Source organism: Pseudomonas sp. B22(2017), assembly GCF_002113105.1.
In the GTDB taxonomy this organism is placed as follows: domain Bacteria; phylum Pseudomonadota; class Gammaproteobacteria; order Pseudomonadales; family Pseudomonadaceae; genus Aquipseudomonas; species Aquipseudomonas asiatica.
In genome coordinates this window covers 400415-414137 of the sequence record NZ_NEJN01000002.1, presented here as the reverse complement: position 1 = coordinate 414137, position 13723 = coordinate 400415, and the positions used below count along the sequence as shown (strand labels likewise).

The 13723-nt window shown below is 62.7% G+C and carries 16 protein-coding genes; 8 read left to right on the top strand and 8 right to left on the bottom strand.

Features of this window, described 5'->3' with window-relative positions; translation table 11 throughout:
• The first annotated feature begins 103 nt into the window (after positions 1 to 103).
• The 5 genes from lpxO (at position 104) to CAG18_RS05805 (ending at position 4232) form a co-directional block, all read left to right on the top strand.
• On the top strand, positions 104 to 1003 hold the full coding sequence (lpxO, locus tag CAG18_RS05825) for a lipid A hydroxylase LpxO (protein WP_061305723.1): 900 nt from the start codon (positions 104 to 106) through the stop codon (positions 1001 to 1003).
• 119 nt (positions 1004 to 1122) lie between these two features.
• Positions 1123 to 1467, top strand: coding sequence for a carboxymuconolactone decarboxylase family protein (locus CAG18_RS05820; protein ID WP_039614473.1), 345 nt, complete (start codon positions 1123 to 1125; stop codon positions 1465 to 1467).
• 78 nt (positions 1468 to 1545) lie between these two features.
• Positions 1546 to 2115, top strand: coding sequence for a GNAT family N-acetyltransferase (locus CAG18_RS05815; RefSeq protein WP_015270865.1), 570 nt, complete (start codon positions 1546 to 1548; stop codon positions 2113 to 2115).
• Positions 2116 to 2193: 78 nt separating this feature from the next.
• A complete protein-coding gene (gene sstT / locus CAG18_RS05810; RefSeq protein ID WP_085720563.1) occupies positions 2194 to 3405 on the top strand; it encodes a serine/threonine transporter SstT in 1212 nt (403 codons plus the stop codon).
• A 179-nt stretch (positions 3406 to 3584) separates the two neighbouring features.
• Complete coding sequence (locus CAG18_RS05805; RefSeq protein ID WP_085720561.1) at positions 3585 to 4232, top strand: YceH family protein; 648 nt, start codon at positions 3585 to 3587, stop codon at positions 4230 to 4232.
• Positions 4233 to 4236: 4 nt separating this feature from the next.
• On the opposite strand, the gene CAG18_RS05800 is transcribed toward CAG18_RS05805, so the two are convergent.
• The 8 genes from CAG18_RS05800 to CAG18_RS05765 form a co-directional block, all read right to left on the bottom strand.
• Positions 4237 to 4425, bottom strand: coding sequence for a hypothetical protein (locus CAG18_RS05800; RefSeq protein ID WP_013973178.1), 189 nt, complete (start codon positions 4423 to 4425; stop codon positions 4237 to 4239).
• Between the two features lie 169 nt (positions 4426 to 4594).
• A complete protein-coding gene (ahpF, locus tag CAG18_RS05795; protein ID WP_085720560.1) occupies positions 4595 to 6157 on the bottom strand; it encodes an alkyl hydroperoxide reductase subunit F in 1563 nt (520 codons plus the stop codon).
• Positions 6158 to 6281: 124 nt separating this feature from the next.
• Positions 6282 to 6845 (bottom strand): alkyl hydroperoxide reductase subunit C, encoded by a 564-nt coding sequence (ahpC, locus tag CAG18_RS05790; protein ID WP_004375926.1) that lies wholly within the window; start codon positions 6843 to 6845, stop codon positions 6282 to 6284.
• Between the two features lie 325 nt (positions 6846 to 7170).
• On the bottom strand, positions 7171 to 8526 hold the full coding sequence (gene gorA, locus CAG18_RS05785; protein ID WP_015270869.1) for a glutathione-disulfide reductase: 1356 nt from the start codon (positions 8524 to 8526) through the stop codon (positions 7171 to 7173).
• A 188-nt stretch (positions 8527 to 8714) separates the two neighbouring features.
• The gene (gene galU / locus CAG18_RS05780) at positions 8715 to 9554 is read right to left on the bottom strand and encodes a UTP--glucose-1-phosphate uridylyltransferase GalU (protein ID WP_013973181.1); all 840 of its coding nucleotides are present in this window, start codon (positions 9552 to 9554) and stop codon (positions 8715 to 8717) included.
• 239 nt (positions 9555 to 9793) lie between these two features.
• Positions 9794 to 10708, bottom strand: coding sequence for a c-type cytochrome (locus tag CAG18_RS05775; RefSeq protein ID WP_015270870.1), 915 nt, complete (start codon positions 10706 to 10708; stop codon positions 9794 to 9796).
• Entirely contained in the window at positions 10705 to 11355 is a 651-nt protein-coding gene (locus CAG18_RS05770; RefSeq protein ID WP_015270871.1) for a cytochrome c, read from the bottom strand. Before CAG18_RS05770 ends, CAG18_RS05775 begins: the two co-directional genes overlap by 4 nt.
• A gap of 77 nt (positions 11356 to 11432) precedes the next feature.
• Positions 11433 to 11792: a hypothetical protein gene (locus CAG18_RS05765; protein ID WP_015270872.1), complete on the bottom strand. Its 360-nt coding sequence runs from the start codon at positions 11790 to 11792 to the stop codon at positions 11433 to 11435.
• 160 nt (positions 11793 to 11952) lie between these two features.
• Here CAG18_RS05765 and CAG18_RS05760 point away from each other — a divergent pair, with 160 nt between their 5' ends.
• The 3 genes from CAG18_RS05760 to CAG18_RS05755 are packed head-to-tail and all read left to right on the top strand — an operon-like array spanning position 11953 to position 13569.
• A complete protein-coding gene (locus CAG18_RS05760; protein ID WP_004375922.1) occupies positions 11953 to 12255 on the top strand; it encodes a DUF1883 domain-containing protein in 303 nt (100 codons plus the stop codon).
• 7 nt (positions 12256 to 12262) lie between these two features.
• Complete coding sequence (locus CAG18_RS27065) at positions 12263 to 12433, top strand: hypothetical protein (RefSeq protein WP_013973186.1); 171 nt, start codon at positions 12263 to 12265, stop codon at positions 12431 to 12433.
• A gap of 47 nt (positions 12434 to 12480) precedes the next feature.
• Complete coding sequence (locus CAG18_RS05755) at positions 12481 to 13569, top strand: nitronate monooxygenase family protein (protein ID WP_085720559.1); 1089 nt, start codon at positions 12481 to 12483, stop codon at positions 13567 to 13569.
• Positions 13570 to 13723 lie beyond the last annotated feature (154 nt).

Here is a 13723-nt window from a genome sequence, read left to right as displayed (position 1 = left end):
GGTCTGCCATCGCTGCGTAACATTCTCCTACAAAGCATCGGCTCGATTGTTTATGCTGGCGGGCTTAGCCATCACGCATGGCCATTACTTGACGTATCCGCCCATGAAAATCGCCTTAGTCCTCATCTTCATCCTCTCGATCGCCTATGTTCACCTGCGCGGTCGCGTCCGCCACAAGCTGACCCGTCAGCTGGGCGACCACTCCAGCTTCCTGGCGCCGATCAACAGCTTCCTGTACCTGTTTTCCCGGCACCCTGCAAAGCCGTACCTGCCGGTGGAGGCCTTCCCCGAACTGCAGACGCTGCAGGACCATTGGCAGGAAATCCGCGAGGAAGCCCAGCAACTGCTGCATGTGGGCGAAATCAAGAAGTCCGACAATTACGATGATGTCGGTTTCAACTCATTCTTCAAGACCGGCTGGAAGCGCTTCTACCTGAAGTGGTACGGCGAAAGCCACCCTTCGGCGATGACCCTGTGCCCACGCACCACCGAGTTGCTCAAAGGCATCGGCACGGTCAAGGCCGCCATGTTCGCCACCCTGCCACCGGGCGCCAAGCTGGTGCGCCACCGCGACCCGTATGCCGGCTCGTACCGCTACCACCTGGGCCTGGACACGCCGAACGACGATGGCTGCTACATCGATGTGGACGGTGAGAAATATTCCTGGCGCGATGGCGAGGGCGTGGTCTTCGACGAGACCTACATCCACTACGCGGCCAATACCACCGAGCACAACCGCATCATCCTGTTCTGCGACGTGGAACGCCCGCTCAAGTACCGCTGGGCAACCGCGTTCAACCGCTGGTTCAGCCGCAACGTCATGGCCGCTGCCGCCGCCCCCAACGATGCCGGCGACAAGACCGGTGGCATCAACCGGCTGTTCACCCGCATCTACAAGATCCGCGAACGTGGCAAGGCGCTGAAGAAGCGCAACCGCACGCGCTACTATCTGGAGAAGTGGGCGTTCGTCGCGGCGTTGGTGCTGGTGTTCATCTATATCTGATCGATATGGTTGCGCGCAGTCCAAAGGCCTGCGCGCAACCAACCAAAGTACAAGCCTCACACTTTCCACTCTTCGACTAGCCTGAAAGCTCCACTCGCAACCTCCCCAAGGTGAAGACGATGAGCATGATGGACTGGGACGCCTACCGTAAGCAGTTGATGGCCGGCATCGGCGATCTCAAGCAGCTATCCCCTGACACCGTGGCTGGCTACATGACCGCCAGCGGCGCAGGGGCCAAGACCAACCACCTGGACGCCAAGACCCGCGAGCTGATCTCCCTTGCCGTGGCCGTGACCACCCGCTGCGATGGCTGCATCGCCGTGCATTCACAGCAGGCCGTCAAACACGGCGCCAGCCGCGAGGAAATCGCCGAGGCCCTGGGCGTGGCCGTGGCGATGAATGCCGGCGCCGCGCTGGTCTACTCGGCACGTGCCATGGATGCAGTGGGCAAGGCCAACAGCTGAGCGCAAATGGCGTCGCCGCCCTTGCGCGACGGCGCCGCGCCACCCAGACTGGGCGGCCCAGCCCTTGCAGGAACCCGCATGATCCACATCCGCCCCATGACGCCGGAAGACTTCGAGCGCTTCTGGCCCACCTTCCAGGCCGTCGTACAAGCCCGTGAAACCTACGCATTCGACCCGGCCCTCAGCTTTGAACAGGCCCGCCAGCTGTGGCTGGAACTGCCCATGCGCACATTCGTGGCCGAGGAAGACGGCGCGATGCTGGGGTCGTATTACCTCAAGGCCAATGCCGCCGGGCCCGGTGGGCACGTGGGCAATTGCGGCTACATGGTCTGTGAAACGGCACGCGGCCGCGGCGTCGCGCGCTTGATGTGCGAGCACTCACAGAAACAGGCACGCCAGGAGGGCTTTCTGGCCCTGCAGTTCAACTCGGTGGTGGCCACCAACGAGGTAGCGGTGGCGCTGTGGCACAAGCTGGGCTTCGAAACCGTTGGCCGCTTGCCCAAGGCCTATCGCCATGCCCGCCTGGGGCTGGTGGACTGCCTGGTGATGTACAAGTGGCTGGCGGACGAGCCGGTAGTGGAGAAGCCGCCACTGCTGATCGGGCGCAAGAACATCGAGGCGCGGGTGTCGCGGCGGCGCGGGCGCTGACTTCTTCAGGCCGCCCTGCTCGACGAAGGTCTATGGTAAAGTCGCGCCCTTTTTGAACATGCTGGGATATCGTTGCACATGACCCCCGTCCTCCGCTTCCTCAACCGCACCAGCCTGGTGACGCAGATCGTCATCGGCCTGATCGCCGGCATCGCCCTGGCCCTGCTTGCGCCCGCCATCGCCCGCGACATGGCCTTCCTCGGGAAAGTCTTCGTCAGCGCCCTCAAGGCGGTGGCGCCCGTGCTGGTGTTCATTCTGGTCATGGCATCGATCGCCAACCACCGTCACGGCCAGGAAACCCATATTCGCCCGATCCTCTGGCTGTACCTGCTGGGCACCTTCAGCGCAGCGGTAGTCGCCGTGGTCGCCAGCATGCTGTTCCCGTCCAACCTGGTGCTGACTACCAGCGACGCTGCGCTGAGCGCGCCGGGGGGCATTACCGAGGTGCTGCAGAACCTGCTGCTGAGTGCGGTCGACAACCCGATCAACGCCCTGCTCAACGCCAACTTCATCGGCGTACTGACCTGGGCCATCGGCCTGGGCGTAGCCCTGCGCCATGCCGGCGAAACCACCCGCACCGTGGTAGAGGACCTGTCCAATGGCGTGACCCTGATCGTACGCGTGGTCATCCGCTTCGCCCCGGTGGGCATCTTTGGCCTGGTCAGCGCCACGCTGGCCCAGTCGGGCCTGGACGCCCTGCTCGGCTACCTGCACCTGCTGGCGGTGCTGATCGGCTGCATGCTGTTCGTGGCGCTGGTGATGAACCCGCTGATCGTATATTGGAAAATCCGCCGCAACCCCTACCCGCTGACCCTGCTCTGCCTGCGCGAAAGCGGTATCACCGCGTTCTTCACTCGCAGCTCGGCAGCCAACATCCCGGTCAACCTGGCCCTGTCGGAGCGCCTTGGCCTGCATGAGGACACCTATTCGGTGTCGATCCCGCTGGGTGCGACCATCAACATGGCCGGCGCCGCCATCACCATTACCGTGCTGACCCTGGCGGCAGTGCATACTCTGGGTATTATGGTGGACCTGCCGACCGCCGTGCTGCTCAGCGTGGTGGCGGCGGTGTGTGCCTGCGGCGCCTCGGGCGTGGCCGGTGGCTCGCTGCTGCTGATTCCACTGGCGTGCAGCCTGTTTGGTATCCCTAGCGAAATTGCCATGCAAGTGGTGGCGGTTGGCTTCATCATCGGCGTGCTGCAGGATTCGGCCGAGACGGCGCTGAATTCTTCGACCGATGTGCTGTTTACCGCGGCGGCGTGCCAGGCTGAAGAGCGGCGCAACGCTTGAGTTTGCCGGGGCCGCTTTGCGGCCCTTTCGCCGGCAAGCCAGCTCCCACAGGGATAGTGCCGGCCTTACGGCTTGTGCTGTACCTGTGGGAGCTGGCTTGCCGGCGATGATCCCAGTGATTGCTTAAGCCTGGCGCTTTACCTAGGCTAGTGGCCTTTCCCCAGCAATGAGACAGGGCCATGTCAGAAAACGAAACCGCCGGCGAAGGCCGCTTCAACAGCATCGAGATCCGTATTCTCGGCTCGCTGATCGAGAAGCAGGCCACCAGCCCGGAAAGCTACCCGCTGACCCTCAACGCCCTAGTCCTGGCCTGCAACCAGAAGACCAGTCGCGAGCCGGTCATGAACCTCACCCAAGGCCAGGTCGGCCAAGCCCTGCGCGCCCTCGAAGGGCAGGACATGACCCGCCTGCAGATGGGCAGCCGCGCCGACCGTTGGGAACAACGGGTGGACAAGGCGCTTGAGCTGGTGCCGGCGCAACTGGTGCTGATGGGCCTGATGTTCCTGCGCGGGCCGCAAACCCTCAACGAACTGCTGACCCGCAGCAACCGCCTGCACGACTTCGACGACACCGAGCAGATCCAGCACCAGCTGGAGCGCCTGATCTCGCGCGGCCTGGCCTTGCACCTGCCGCGTCAGGCCGGCCAGCGCGAAGACCGTTACACCCATGCTTTGGGCGACCCGGCCGAAATCGAGGCAATCCTGGCTTCCCGGCAACAAGAAGGTGGGGCACGCAGCAGCGGCGGCAATGTGTCGGAAGAACGCATCGAAGCCCTCGAAGCCCGCATCGCGGCGCTGGAAGCACGCCTGGCCGAACTGGAAGGCTGAGCCGTCACGGCTCGGGGTCGGGGAAGTTGCGGCAGCTCTTGCGCTCGGCCAGCTCCCGGTCACTGGGGCGCTGGTCGACGAACACGGTGCGGCCGTCGGCATAGATTTCCAGGTAGCCCCAGTGCAGGTCCTGCTCTTGCTGCCCGGGCTTTGGGGGGACTAGCCACCAGGGTTCGCGGCTGATCAGGGTCATGGATGTGATTCCTGAGGGTGTCTGCATTAATCATAGACATCCTCAGATTCAGCTTTGTCAGTTCTGACGCATTCGCGGGCATGCCCGCTCCTACAGGGTTCCTCACAAATCTCAAGACCTGTGCAGTACCTGTGGGAGCGGGCATGCCCGCGAAAGGGCCGGTACAGGCTTATGCCGGTGCCGAAGTGCGGATCAGGTGGTCAAAGGCCGCCAGCGATGCCTTGGCCCCCTCACCCACCGCAATCACGATCTGCTTGTACGGCACAGTCGTCACGTCACCCGCCGCAAACACACCAGGGATGCTGGTCTGGCCCTTGGCATCGACGATGATCTCGCCACGTGGCGACAGCTCGACGGTGCCTTTCAGCCAGTCGGTGTTCGGCAGCAGGCCGATCTGCACGAAGATGCCCTCCAGCGCCACTTCATGCTGCTGGTCGGTGGTGCGGTCCTTGTAGCGCAGGCCAGTCACCTTTTCGCCATTGCCAAGCACTTCGGTGGTCAGCGCACTGGTGATCACCTTCACGTTCGGCAGGCTGTGCAACTTGCGCTGCAGTACCGCATCGGCACGCAGCTGGCTGTCGAACTCGATCAGCGTTACCTGGGCGACGATACCCGCCAGGTCGATGGCCGCTTCCACACCCGAGTTGCCTCCACCGATCACCGCCACGCGCTTGCCCTTGAACAGTGGGCCGTCACAGTGCGGGCAGTAAGCCACGCCACGGGCGCGGTATTCCTGTTCGCCCGGCACGTTCATCTCACGCCAGCGGGCACCGGTAGCCAGGATCACGGTCTTGGCCTTGAGCGAGGCACCGCCGGCCAGACGTACTTCGTGCAGGCCGCCATCGGTGGCCGGGATCAGCGCTTCACCGCGCTGCAGGTTCATGATGTCCACGTCGTACTGCTTGACGTGCTCTTCCAGCGCCGTGGCCAGCTTCGGCCCTTCGGTTTCCTGTACCGAGATGAAGTTCTCGATGGCCAGGGTATCGAGCACCTGGCCGCCGAAACGCTCGGCCGCAATACCGGTGCGGATGCCTTTACGCGCGGCATAGATGGCTGCCGAGGCGCCGGCCGGGCCACCACCGACCACCAGCACATCGAAGGCGTCCTTGGCGTTGATCTTTTCGGCCTGACGGCTGCCTGCGTTGGTGTCGATCTTGCCGAGGATTTCTTCCAGGCCCATGCGGCCCTGGCCAAACACTTCGCCGTTCAGGTAAATGCTCGGCACCGCCATGATCTTGCGCGATTCCACTTCCGCCTGGAACAGCGCTCCATCGATGGCCACGTGGCGCACGTTGGGGTTGAGGACCGCCATCAGGTTCAGCGCCTGGACCACGTCCGGGCAGTTCTGGCACGACAGCGAGAAGTAGGTCTCGAAGGTGAACTCGCCTTCCAGCGCCTGGATCTGTTCGATCACTTCGGCACTGGCCTTGGACGGGTGGCCCCCGACCTGCAGCAGTGCCAGCACCAGCGAGGTAAATTCGTGGCCCATGGGGATGCCGGCGAAGCGCAGGTTTATGTGGGCTCCCGGGCGGTTCAGCGAGAACGATGGACGACGGGCATCGCTGCCGTCCGCGCTGAAGGTAATAAGGTTCGACAGGCTGGCAATTTCCACCAGCAGGTCGTGCAATTCGCGGGATTTCGCGCCGTCGTCGAGGGAGGCAACGATCTCGATCGGCTGGGTGACCCGCTCCAGGTAGGTTTTCAGTTGCGATTTAAGCGTGGCGTCCAACATACGGGCGATTCCTTTTTCAAAACTCGGATACAAAAACGCCCAGGCGAACTCGCCCGGGCGCTTTACGGGGCGGTAGGAACTTCAGCTTTGGCGGCTGGCTACCGCCCGCGACATACACATCGGCTTAGATCTTGCCGACGAGGTCCAGCGACGGGGCCAGGGTGGCTTCGCCTTCTTTCCACTTGGCCGGGCAAACTTCGCCTGGGTGAGCGGCAACGTACTGGGCAGCCTTCACCTTGCGCAGCAGTTCGGCAGCATCGCGACCTACACCACCGTCGTTCAGTTCGACGATCTTGATCTGACCTTCCGGGTTGATCACGAAGGTACCGCGATCGGCCAGGCCGGCTTCTTCGATCAGCACGTCGAAGTTGCGCGAGATGACGTGGGTCGGGTCACCGATCAGTGGGTACTGGATCTTGCCGATGGTGTCCGAAGTGTCGTGCCAGGCTTTGTGGGTGAAGTGGGTGTCGGTGGACACACCGTAGATTTCCACGCCCAGCTTCTGGAACTCGGCGTAGTTGTCAGCAAGGTCACCCAGCTCGGTCGGGCAGACGAAGGTGAAGTCGGCCGGGTAGAAGAACACGACAGACCACTTGCCTTTCAGGTCGGCTTCGCTGACCTGGACGAACTCGCCTTTGTGGTAGGCGGTGGCGTTGAACGGTTTGACCTGGCTGTTGATGATTGGCATGAGAGACGCTCCTTCATGGGGTTGGAATCAGTTGATGGAGAGAATCCTAACCGCTGGTCCCGATAAAGGCTCATTGGCAAAGCTCATGCTTTTGATTGGTTTTGGCTATAACCGGTAGTAACTAATAGAAGGGAATGGGCTGAGCAAAGGATTGCGGGGTCATACCCCTGACTCCATGGTCGTGTCACTCCTGTAGGAGCGGCCTTGTGTCGCGATGGGCTGCGAAGCAGCCCCTGTGTATCTCACGATTGCAGAAATACTGGGGGCTGCTTCGCAGCCCATCGCGACACAAGGCCGCTCCTACAACGGTATGCGTTCCGTTGAGTCAGCGCGTCGCGGTGCGCATGGTCACGAACTCTTCGGCCGCCGTCGGGTGCACGCCGATGGTTTCGTCGAACTGTTGCTTGGTCGCACCGGCCTTCAGGGCAATGCCCAGGCCCTGGATGATCTCGCCGGCGTCGGGGCCAACCATGTGGCAGCCCAGCACCTTGTCGGTCTCGGCATCGACCACCAGCTTCATCAGGGTCTTTTCCTGGATGTCGGTCAGGGTCAGTTTCATCGCACGGAAGCGGCTCTCGAATACCTGCACCTTGTGCCCGGCCTCCAGCGCCTGCTCTTCGGTCAGGCCCACGGTACCGATGGGAGGCTGGCTGAAGACTGCGGTGGGGATGTTCTGGTAGTCCACCGGGCGGTATTGCTCAGGCTTGAACAGGCGCCGGGCCACGGCCATGCCCTCGGCCAGAGCCACCGGGGTCAGTTGCACGCGGCCAATCACGTCGCCAATGGCCAGGATCGACGGCGCGGTCGTCTGGTACTGCTGGTCAACGCGAATGTAACCGCGTGCATCCAGCTCGACGCCGGTGTTTTCCAGGCCCAGGTTGTCCAGCATAGGGCGCCGGCCGGTGGCATAGAACACGCAATCGGTGACCAGCTCGCGGCCATCCTTGAGGGTGGCCTTGAGGCTGCCGTCCTCGAGCTTGTCGATGCGCTGGATGTCGGCATTGAACTGCAGGTCGAGGCCGCGCTTTTCCAGTTCTTCCTTCAAGTGCGTGCGCACCGAACCGTCGAAGCCACGCAGGAACAGGTCGCCACGGTACAGCAGTGTGGTAGCCGACCCCAGGCCCTGGAAGATGCCGGCGAACTCGACGGCAATGTAGCCACCGCCCACCACCAGCACCCGGCGTGGCAGGTCCTTGAGGTAGAAGGCCTCGTTGGAGGTGATGGCCAGTTCCTTGCCCGGAATGTCCGGCACCTGTGGCCAGCCACCGGTGGCGATGAGGATGTGCTCGGCGGTGTAGCGCTGGCCTTCCACTTCCACTTCATTGGCACCGGTCAGACGCGCATGCCCCTGCAGCAAGGTAACCCCGCTGTTGACCAGCAGGTTGCGGTAGATGCCGTTGAGGCGCTCGATTTCCCGGTTCTTGTTGGCAATCAGGGTGCCCCAGTCGAAGTGCCCTTCTTCCAGGGTCCAGCCGAAGCCTGCGGCCTGCTCCAGTTCGTCGGCGACGTGTGCGCCGTACACCAGCAGCTTTTTCGGCACACAGCCGACGTTGACGCAGGTGCCGCCCAGGTAGCGGCTCTCGGCCACTGCCACCTTTGCCCCGAAGCCGGCGGCAAACCGCGCCGCGCGCACACCGCCGGACCCGGCACCAATCACGAACAGATCAAAATCGTAGGCCATGTATTCACTCTCCTAGGCAGGCGCCCAGCATAACGCACTGGGGCCGCTTTGCGACCCTTCGCGGGCCCGCCAGCTCCCACAGTACCGGCGCAACCTTGAAGGCCTGCACAATACCTGTAGGAGCGGGCGTGCCCGCGAAGGGCTGCAAAGCAGCCCCAGTTATCAGCTTTGATACAAGTAGCGGCTTATCAGTAAGCCTTGCCAGTCTTGTAGTAGTTCTCGAAGCAGAAGTTGGTCGCGTCGATGTAACCCTCGGCGCCACCGCAGTCGAAACGCTTGCCTTTGAACTTGTAGGCGATCACGCAGCCGTTCTGCGCCTGTTGCATCAGGGCGTCGGTGATCTGGATCTCGCCACCTTTGCCCGGCTCGGTGTTGGCGATGATGTCGAAGATGTCCGGGGTCAGGATGTAGCGACCAATGATCGCCAGGTTCGACGGGGCGTCTTCCGGCTTTGGCTTCTCGACCATGTTGGTGACACGGAAAATGTCGTCACGGATCATGTCGCCGGCGATCACGCCGTACTTGTTGGTTTCCTGCGGATCGACTTCCTGGATGGCGACGATCGAGCAACGGAACTGGTTGTACAGCTTGACCATCTGGGTCAGTACGCCGTCACCTTCCGGGTTCACGCACAGGTCGTCCGCCAGCACCACGGCGAACGGCTCGTCGCCGATCAGCGGGCGGCCAGTCAGGATGGCGTGGCCCAGGCCTTTCATTTCGGTCTGGCGGGTGTAGGAGAACGAGCACTCGTCGAGCAGGCGACGGATACCAACCAGGTATTTTTCCTTGTCGGTGCCCTTGATCTGGTTTTCCAGCTCGTAGCTGATGTCGAAGTGGTCTTCCAAAGCACGCTTGCCGCGCCCGGTGACGATGGAGATCTCGTTCAGACCGGCATCCAGTGCCTCTTCAACGCCATACTGGATCAGTGGCTTGTTGACCACCGGCAGCATTTCCTTGGGCATGGCTTTGGTAGCGGGCAGGAAGCGGGTGCCGTAACCGGCTGCCGGGAACAAGCATTTTTTGATCATATACGTCCTTACAAAAGGCTAGGCCAGTGGAATTCGGCGCAGTCTAATCAGGCGGCAGTCACCTTACAATGCCCTACCTGTGGCCGATCGATGGGAAGATAGAGATAACCCAGTGTAGATAGTTCCGGGGGATCGTAAATATTGCTGTCATCCATGACAGATGGATGACAGGAAATCGGGGTTTCCTGTACTGGCCTCTTCGCGGACAAGCCCGCGAGGAGGCCAGTACAGGCAATACATCAGCTACCGGTGCCCTGCCCTATGAGCACACCATCGACCTTCTGCCCATACAGGTTCACCCCGTCATTGGCATGGAACTTCACCCGCGTTTTCTCGATGGAACCCTCCACCAGCCGCGGGTCCTGCGGCCGTTCATGGCGATTGACCCAGGCCGCCACATCCCAGGCCTGCTGATCGCTAAGGCTGCCCGGCTTGCCCAGCGGCATGTTGTACTTGATGAACGACGCCGCGGTATTGATCCGGTGCATGCCGGCGCCCCAGTTGTAGGAGTCCTTGCCCCACAACGGCGGCATCACGTACTCGCCCGCCACCTTCTGCCCTTCGCCATTGTCGCCGTGACAAATCGCACACTGCTCACGATAAACCTGCTGACCGCGCTTGAAGTCGTATCCGCCCTTTGGCTGCGGCACCTCCGGGTACCCGCGCCCGGCAATCTCGACGCCGGTCGGCGCCTTGGTCGACAGCCAGTACGAATACACCGCCAGCGCCGTCATCTGCGGGCTATCGGCCGCAGGCGGCTTGCCGTTCATGCTGAACTGGAAGCAGCCCTGGATGCGCTCGGCATAGGTGTTGACCTTGTCATTTTTCTTGCGGTAGGCGGGGTACATCGGGTACGCCCCCCACATCGGCGCGGAATGCGCCAGCCGCCCCTGGTCAAGGTGGCAGTTGCTGCAGTTCATGCCGTTGCCCACAGCCTGGGGCATCAACCTGCGGGTGTCGACGAACAAGGCATGCCCCTCGCGTACCATCTTGCCAAAGGCATTGTCAGGCAACTCGCTTTCCGCTGGTGGCACGAACTGCGGCGCGGCCTGCACGCCAGGCACTTTCAACTGCGACTGGTCTTCCATGGCAATCTGGGCGGCGTGTGCGCTGCCCATGGCCAGCAGCAGCAGGGCTGGAATCATCGGTTTCATGGCTTGACCTCCTGGCTGGCGGGGCGGGCGAAGAACTCGGCAACGGCCTTGATCTCGTCATCGGTCATGGCCTTGGCCACGCCGACCATCAGCTGGTTGGGGTCATTGCTGCGCGTGCCGTCACGCCAGGCATTGAGCTGCGCCACCAGGTAACTGGCGGGCTGGCCGGCCAAGGGCGGGAAGTGTTCGCCAACCCCGCCACCGCCCGGGCCATGGCATTGCACGCAACCAGGAATCTGCCGGCTCCAGTCACCGTACAGGGCCATGCGGGTGGTGGGGTCATCGGCGATCTGCTGGCGACGCAGGTCGCCGGCAGGGTCTGCCGGCAGGCTGGCCAGATAGGTGCTGACCGCCTCGATCTCATCCTCGCTCAGGGCATTGGCAAGCGGCTCCATCACCGGCTGCTTGCGGCTGCCGTTGCGCCAATCATGCAATTGCTTGCTGAGGTAAGCGGCCGGCAGCCCGGCCAGGCGTGGGAAGCCGGCAGCGGCAATGCCTTTGCCGTCCGGGCCATGGCAACCCAGGCAAGCCATGGCGGCGGGGTTGGCCCCACCCTGGGTGAAGACTTTCTGGCCATCGGCGGCATGCGCCGTGGGCCAGGCCAGGATCAGCAGGCTGCCGACCAAGGCGCGACTCAACGGTGTCATCACGAATCTCCTTTTCTATTGTTATAAGCTTAGGCTTAAAACATATAAGTAAAAGGAGCGTGATCAGTTGCCCTGGATCAACTACCGGAAATGCATTGGGTGGCTGCGGTGCGCACGTCGCCCAGGCGCAGCGGGAAATTGTTCAGCCGCTCGTGCAACTTGATGCTGCTGCCGCTGCCACGCTTGTCGATATCCACCAGCGCCGCCGGGCCCACGCCCGAGCTGATTTTTTGCGGCACGATCAGCCGCAGGCCATCGCCACGCTGCTCTTCCACAAGCGGGTCCCGGGTATCGGCCAGCTTCTGCTTGACGCAATCGGCATACGCGCGTGGGGACTTGCCCGAGATTACATCCAGCGTTTCATGCGACTGTTCCAGTTCCGTAACACTCACACAGCCACCCAGCGTCATCGCCAACGCCGCCACCATCCACTTCATTTGCAGCACCTCTGCCTTCAAGAATCCGCTTTGACCACAGCCAGGCTGTTTTGCTCCCTGCTTTGGCAGATTTATCTATGCCGGGCGGAACAGCGCGGCAGTGTAACCCGACATCGTGGTATCTTTCGTCTTTGCAGAACCAATCCTTGCGGAGCATCACATGAAATTCGTACACCAGCGCGAGCACCTGAACGAGGACGATATCGTCGTCATCGAGTGCTCCCAGCGCTGCAATATCCGCCTGATGAACGACGCCAACTTCCGCAGCTTCAAGAACGGCGGTCGTCATACCTACCACGGTGGCCATTTCGACAAGTTCCCGGCGAAGATAACCGTGCCAAGCACCGGTTTCTGGAACATCACCATCGATACCGTGACCACCCGCCCGATCTCGGTTACCCGCAAGCCAACCTTGACCCACAAGATCAAGATCGTCCGTCGTTCATCGTCGAAACTCAGATAAGGCCACCATGACCCAGACCACCAAGTACGTCATCAAGTACAAACTCGACGGCCAGCGCCGCTGGGACTTCGCGCTGATGCCCGACGCCTCCCTCGAACAAGCCCTGGAAGCCCTGCGCAAGATTCACGGCGAAGACGCCGAGAAGATCAGCGACATCCAGGTCAGCAAAGCCTTGTAAATACCCGCCCCACCGTACCGCCCGCCCGCCCGCGCAAGGAGAATCGCATGAGCCACTGGCCCGACCGCCGCATCCTCGACCTGCTGGGCATCGAGTTGCCCGTTCTGCAGGCCCCCATGGCCGGTGCGACGGGCTCGGGCATGGCCATTGCCGTGGGCCTGGCGGGCGGTTTGGGCGCCCTGCCCTGCGCCATGCTCACGGGCGACCAGGTGCGCGCCGAGATCGCCGCCTTCCGCGCCGGCTGCCCGGGCCGCCCGTTGAACCTGAACTTCTTCTGCCACCAGCCGCCAGCGCCCGATGCCGAGCGCGATGCACGCTGGAAGCAGGCGCTACAGCCCTATTACAGCGAAGTGGGTGCCGACTTCACGGCGCCCACGCCGGTGTCCAACCGGGCGCCTTTCGACGAACATAGCTGCCAGCTGGTCGAGCAACTGCGCCCGGAGGTGGTGAGCTTCCACTTCGGCCTGCCACATGCCGGCCTGCTGCAACGGGTAAAGGCCAGTGGTGCCAAGGTGCTGTCCAGCGCCACTACAGTAGAGGAAGCCGTGTGGCTGGAGCATCACGGCTGTGATGCGATCATTGCCATGGGCTATGAGGCGGGCGGCCATCGCGGCATGTTCCTCAGCGACGATATCACCAGCCAGATCGGCACCTTCGCGCTGGTGCCGCAGGTGGCCGATGCGGTCAGCGTGCCGGTGATTGCCGCTGGCGGCATTGCTGACCACCGCGGCCTGTTGGCGGCATTGGCCTTGGGTGCTTCGGCAGTGCAGATCGGAACGGCGTACCTGTTCTGCCCCGAGGCCAAGGTGTCGCCGGCGCATCGCCAGGCCCTGGACAGCGCCCCGGCCAGCGACACGGCGCTGACCAACCTGTTCACCGGCCGACCGGCGCGTGGCATCAACAACCGCATCATGCGCGAGCTGGGGCCGATGAGCGATTTGGCCCCGCACTTCCCGCTGGCCGGCGGCGCCTTGATGCCTTTGCGGGCGATTACGGATCCGCAGGGCAATAGCGATTTCAGCAACCTCTGGTCGGGGCAGGCGTTGCGGCTGGGCAGGCATATGCCGGCGGGTGAGTTGACCCGGGAGATTGCCGAAAAGGCGCTGGCAGTGATCGGCCGCCAGGCGTCTGCATAAGCAGGTTCGGCCTCTTCGCGGGCTTGCCCGCTCCCACAGGTTCACCACTGGTTTTGAATGCTGCGCAGTACTGTGGGAGCGGGCAAGCCCGCGAAGGGGCCGGACCTGCCCATACATCATCCTGCCCCCTCTTCCCGGCCCATGACCTATCGCT

Coding starts and splice junctions, on each gene's coding strand:
- CAG18_RS05775 (WP_015270870.1), bottom strand. CDS start 10,708: ATGAAACCGATGATTCCAGCCCTGCTGCTGCTGGCCATGGGCAGCGCA.
- galU (WP_013973181.1), bottom strand. CDS start 9,554: ATGATCAAAAAATGCTTGTTCCCGGCAGCCGGTTACGGCACCCGCTTC.
- CAG18_RS27065 (WP_013973186.1), top strand. CDS start 12,263: ATGACCCAGACCACCAAGTACGTCATCAAGTACAAACTCGACGGCCAG.
- CAG18_RS05820 (WP_039614473.1), top strand. CDS start 1,123: ATGAGCATGATGGACTGGGACGCCTACCGTAAGCAGTTGATGGCCGGC.
- CAG18_RS05800 (WP_013973178.1), bottom strand. CDS start 4,425: ATGACCCTGATCAGCCGCGAACCCTGGTGGCTAGTCCCCCCAAAGCCC.
- ahpF (WP_085720560.1), bottom strand. CDS start 6,157: ATGTTGGACGCCACGCTTAAATCGCAACTGAAAACCTACCTGGAGCGG.
- ahpC (WP_004375926.1), bottom strand. CDS start 6,845: ATGCCAATCATCAACAGCCAGGTCAAACCGTTCAACGCCACCGCCTAC.
- lpxO (WP_061305723.1), top strand. CDS start 104: ATGAAAATCGCCTTAGTCCTCATCTTCATCCTCTCGATCGCCTATGTT.
- CAG18_RS05760 (WP_004375922.1), top strand. CDS start 11,953: ATGAAATTCGTACACCAGCGCGAGCACCTGAACGAGGACGATATCGTC.
- CAG18_RS05815 (WP_015270865.1), top strand. CDS start 1,546: ATGATCCACATCCGCCCCATGACGCCGGAAGACTTCGAGCGCTTCTGG.
- sstT (WP_085720563.1), top strand. CDS start 2,194: ATGACCCCCGTCCTCCGCTTCCTCAACCGCACCAGCCTGGTGACGCAG.
- gorA (WP_015270869.1), bottom strand. CDS start 8,526: ATGGCCTACGATTTTGATCTGTTCGTGATTGGTGCCGGGTCCGGCGGT.
- CAG18_RS05755 (WP_085720559.1), top strand. CDS start 12,481: ATGAGCCACTGGCCCGACCGCCGCATCCTCGACCTGCTGGGCATCGAG.
- CAG18_RS05765 (WP_015270872.1), bottom strand. CDS start 11,792: ATGAAGTGGATGGTGGCGGCGTTGGCGATGACGCTGGGTGGCTGTGTG.
- CAG18_RS05805 (WP_085720561.1), top strand. CDS start 3,585: ATGTCAGAAAACGAAACCGCCGGCGAAGGCCGCTTCAACAGCATCGAG.
- CAG18_RS05770 (WP_015270871.1), bottom strand. CDS start 11,355: ATGACACCGTTGAGTCGCGCCTTGGTCGGCAGCCTGCTGATCCTGGCC.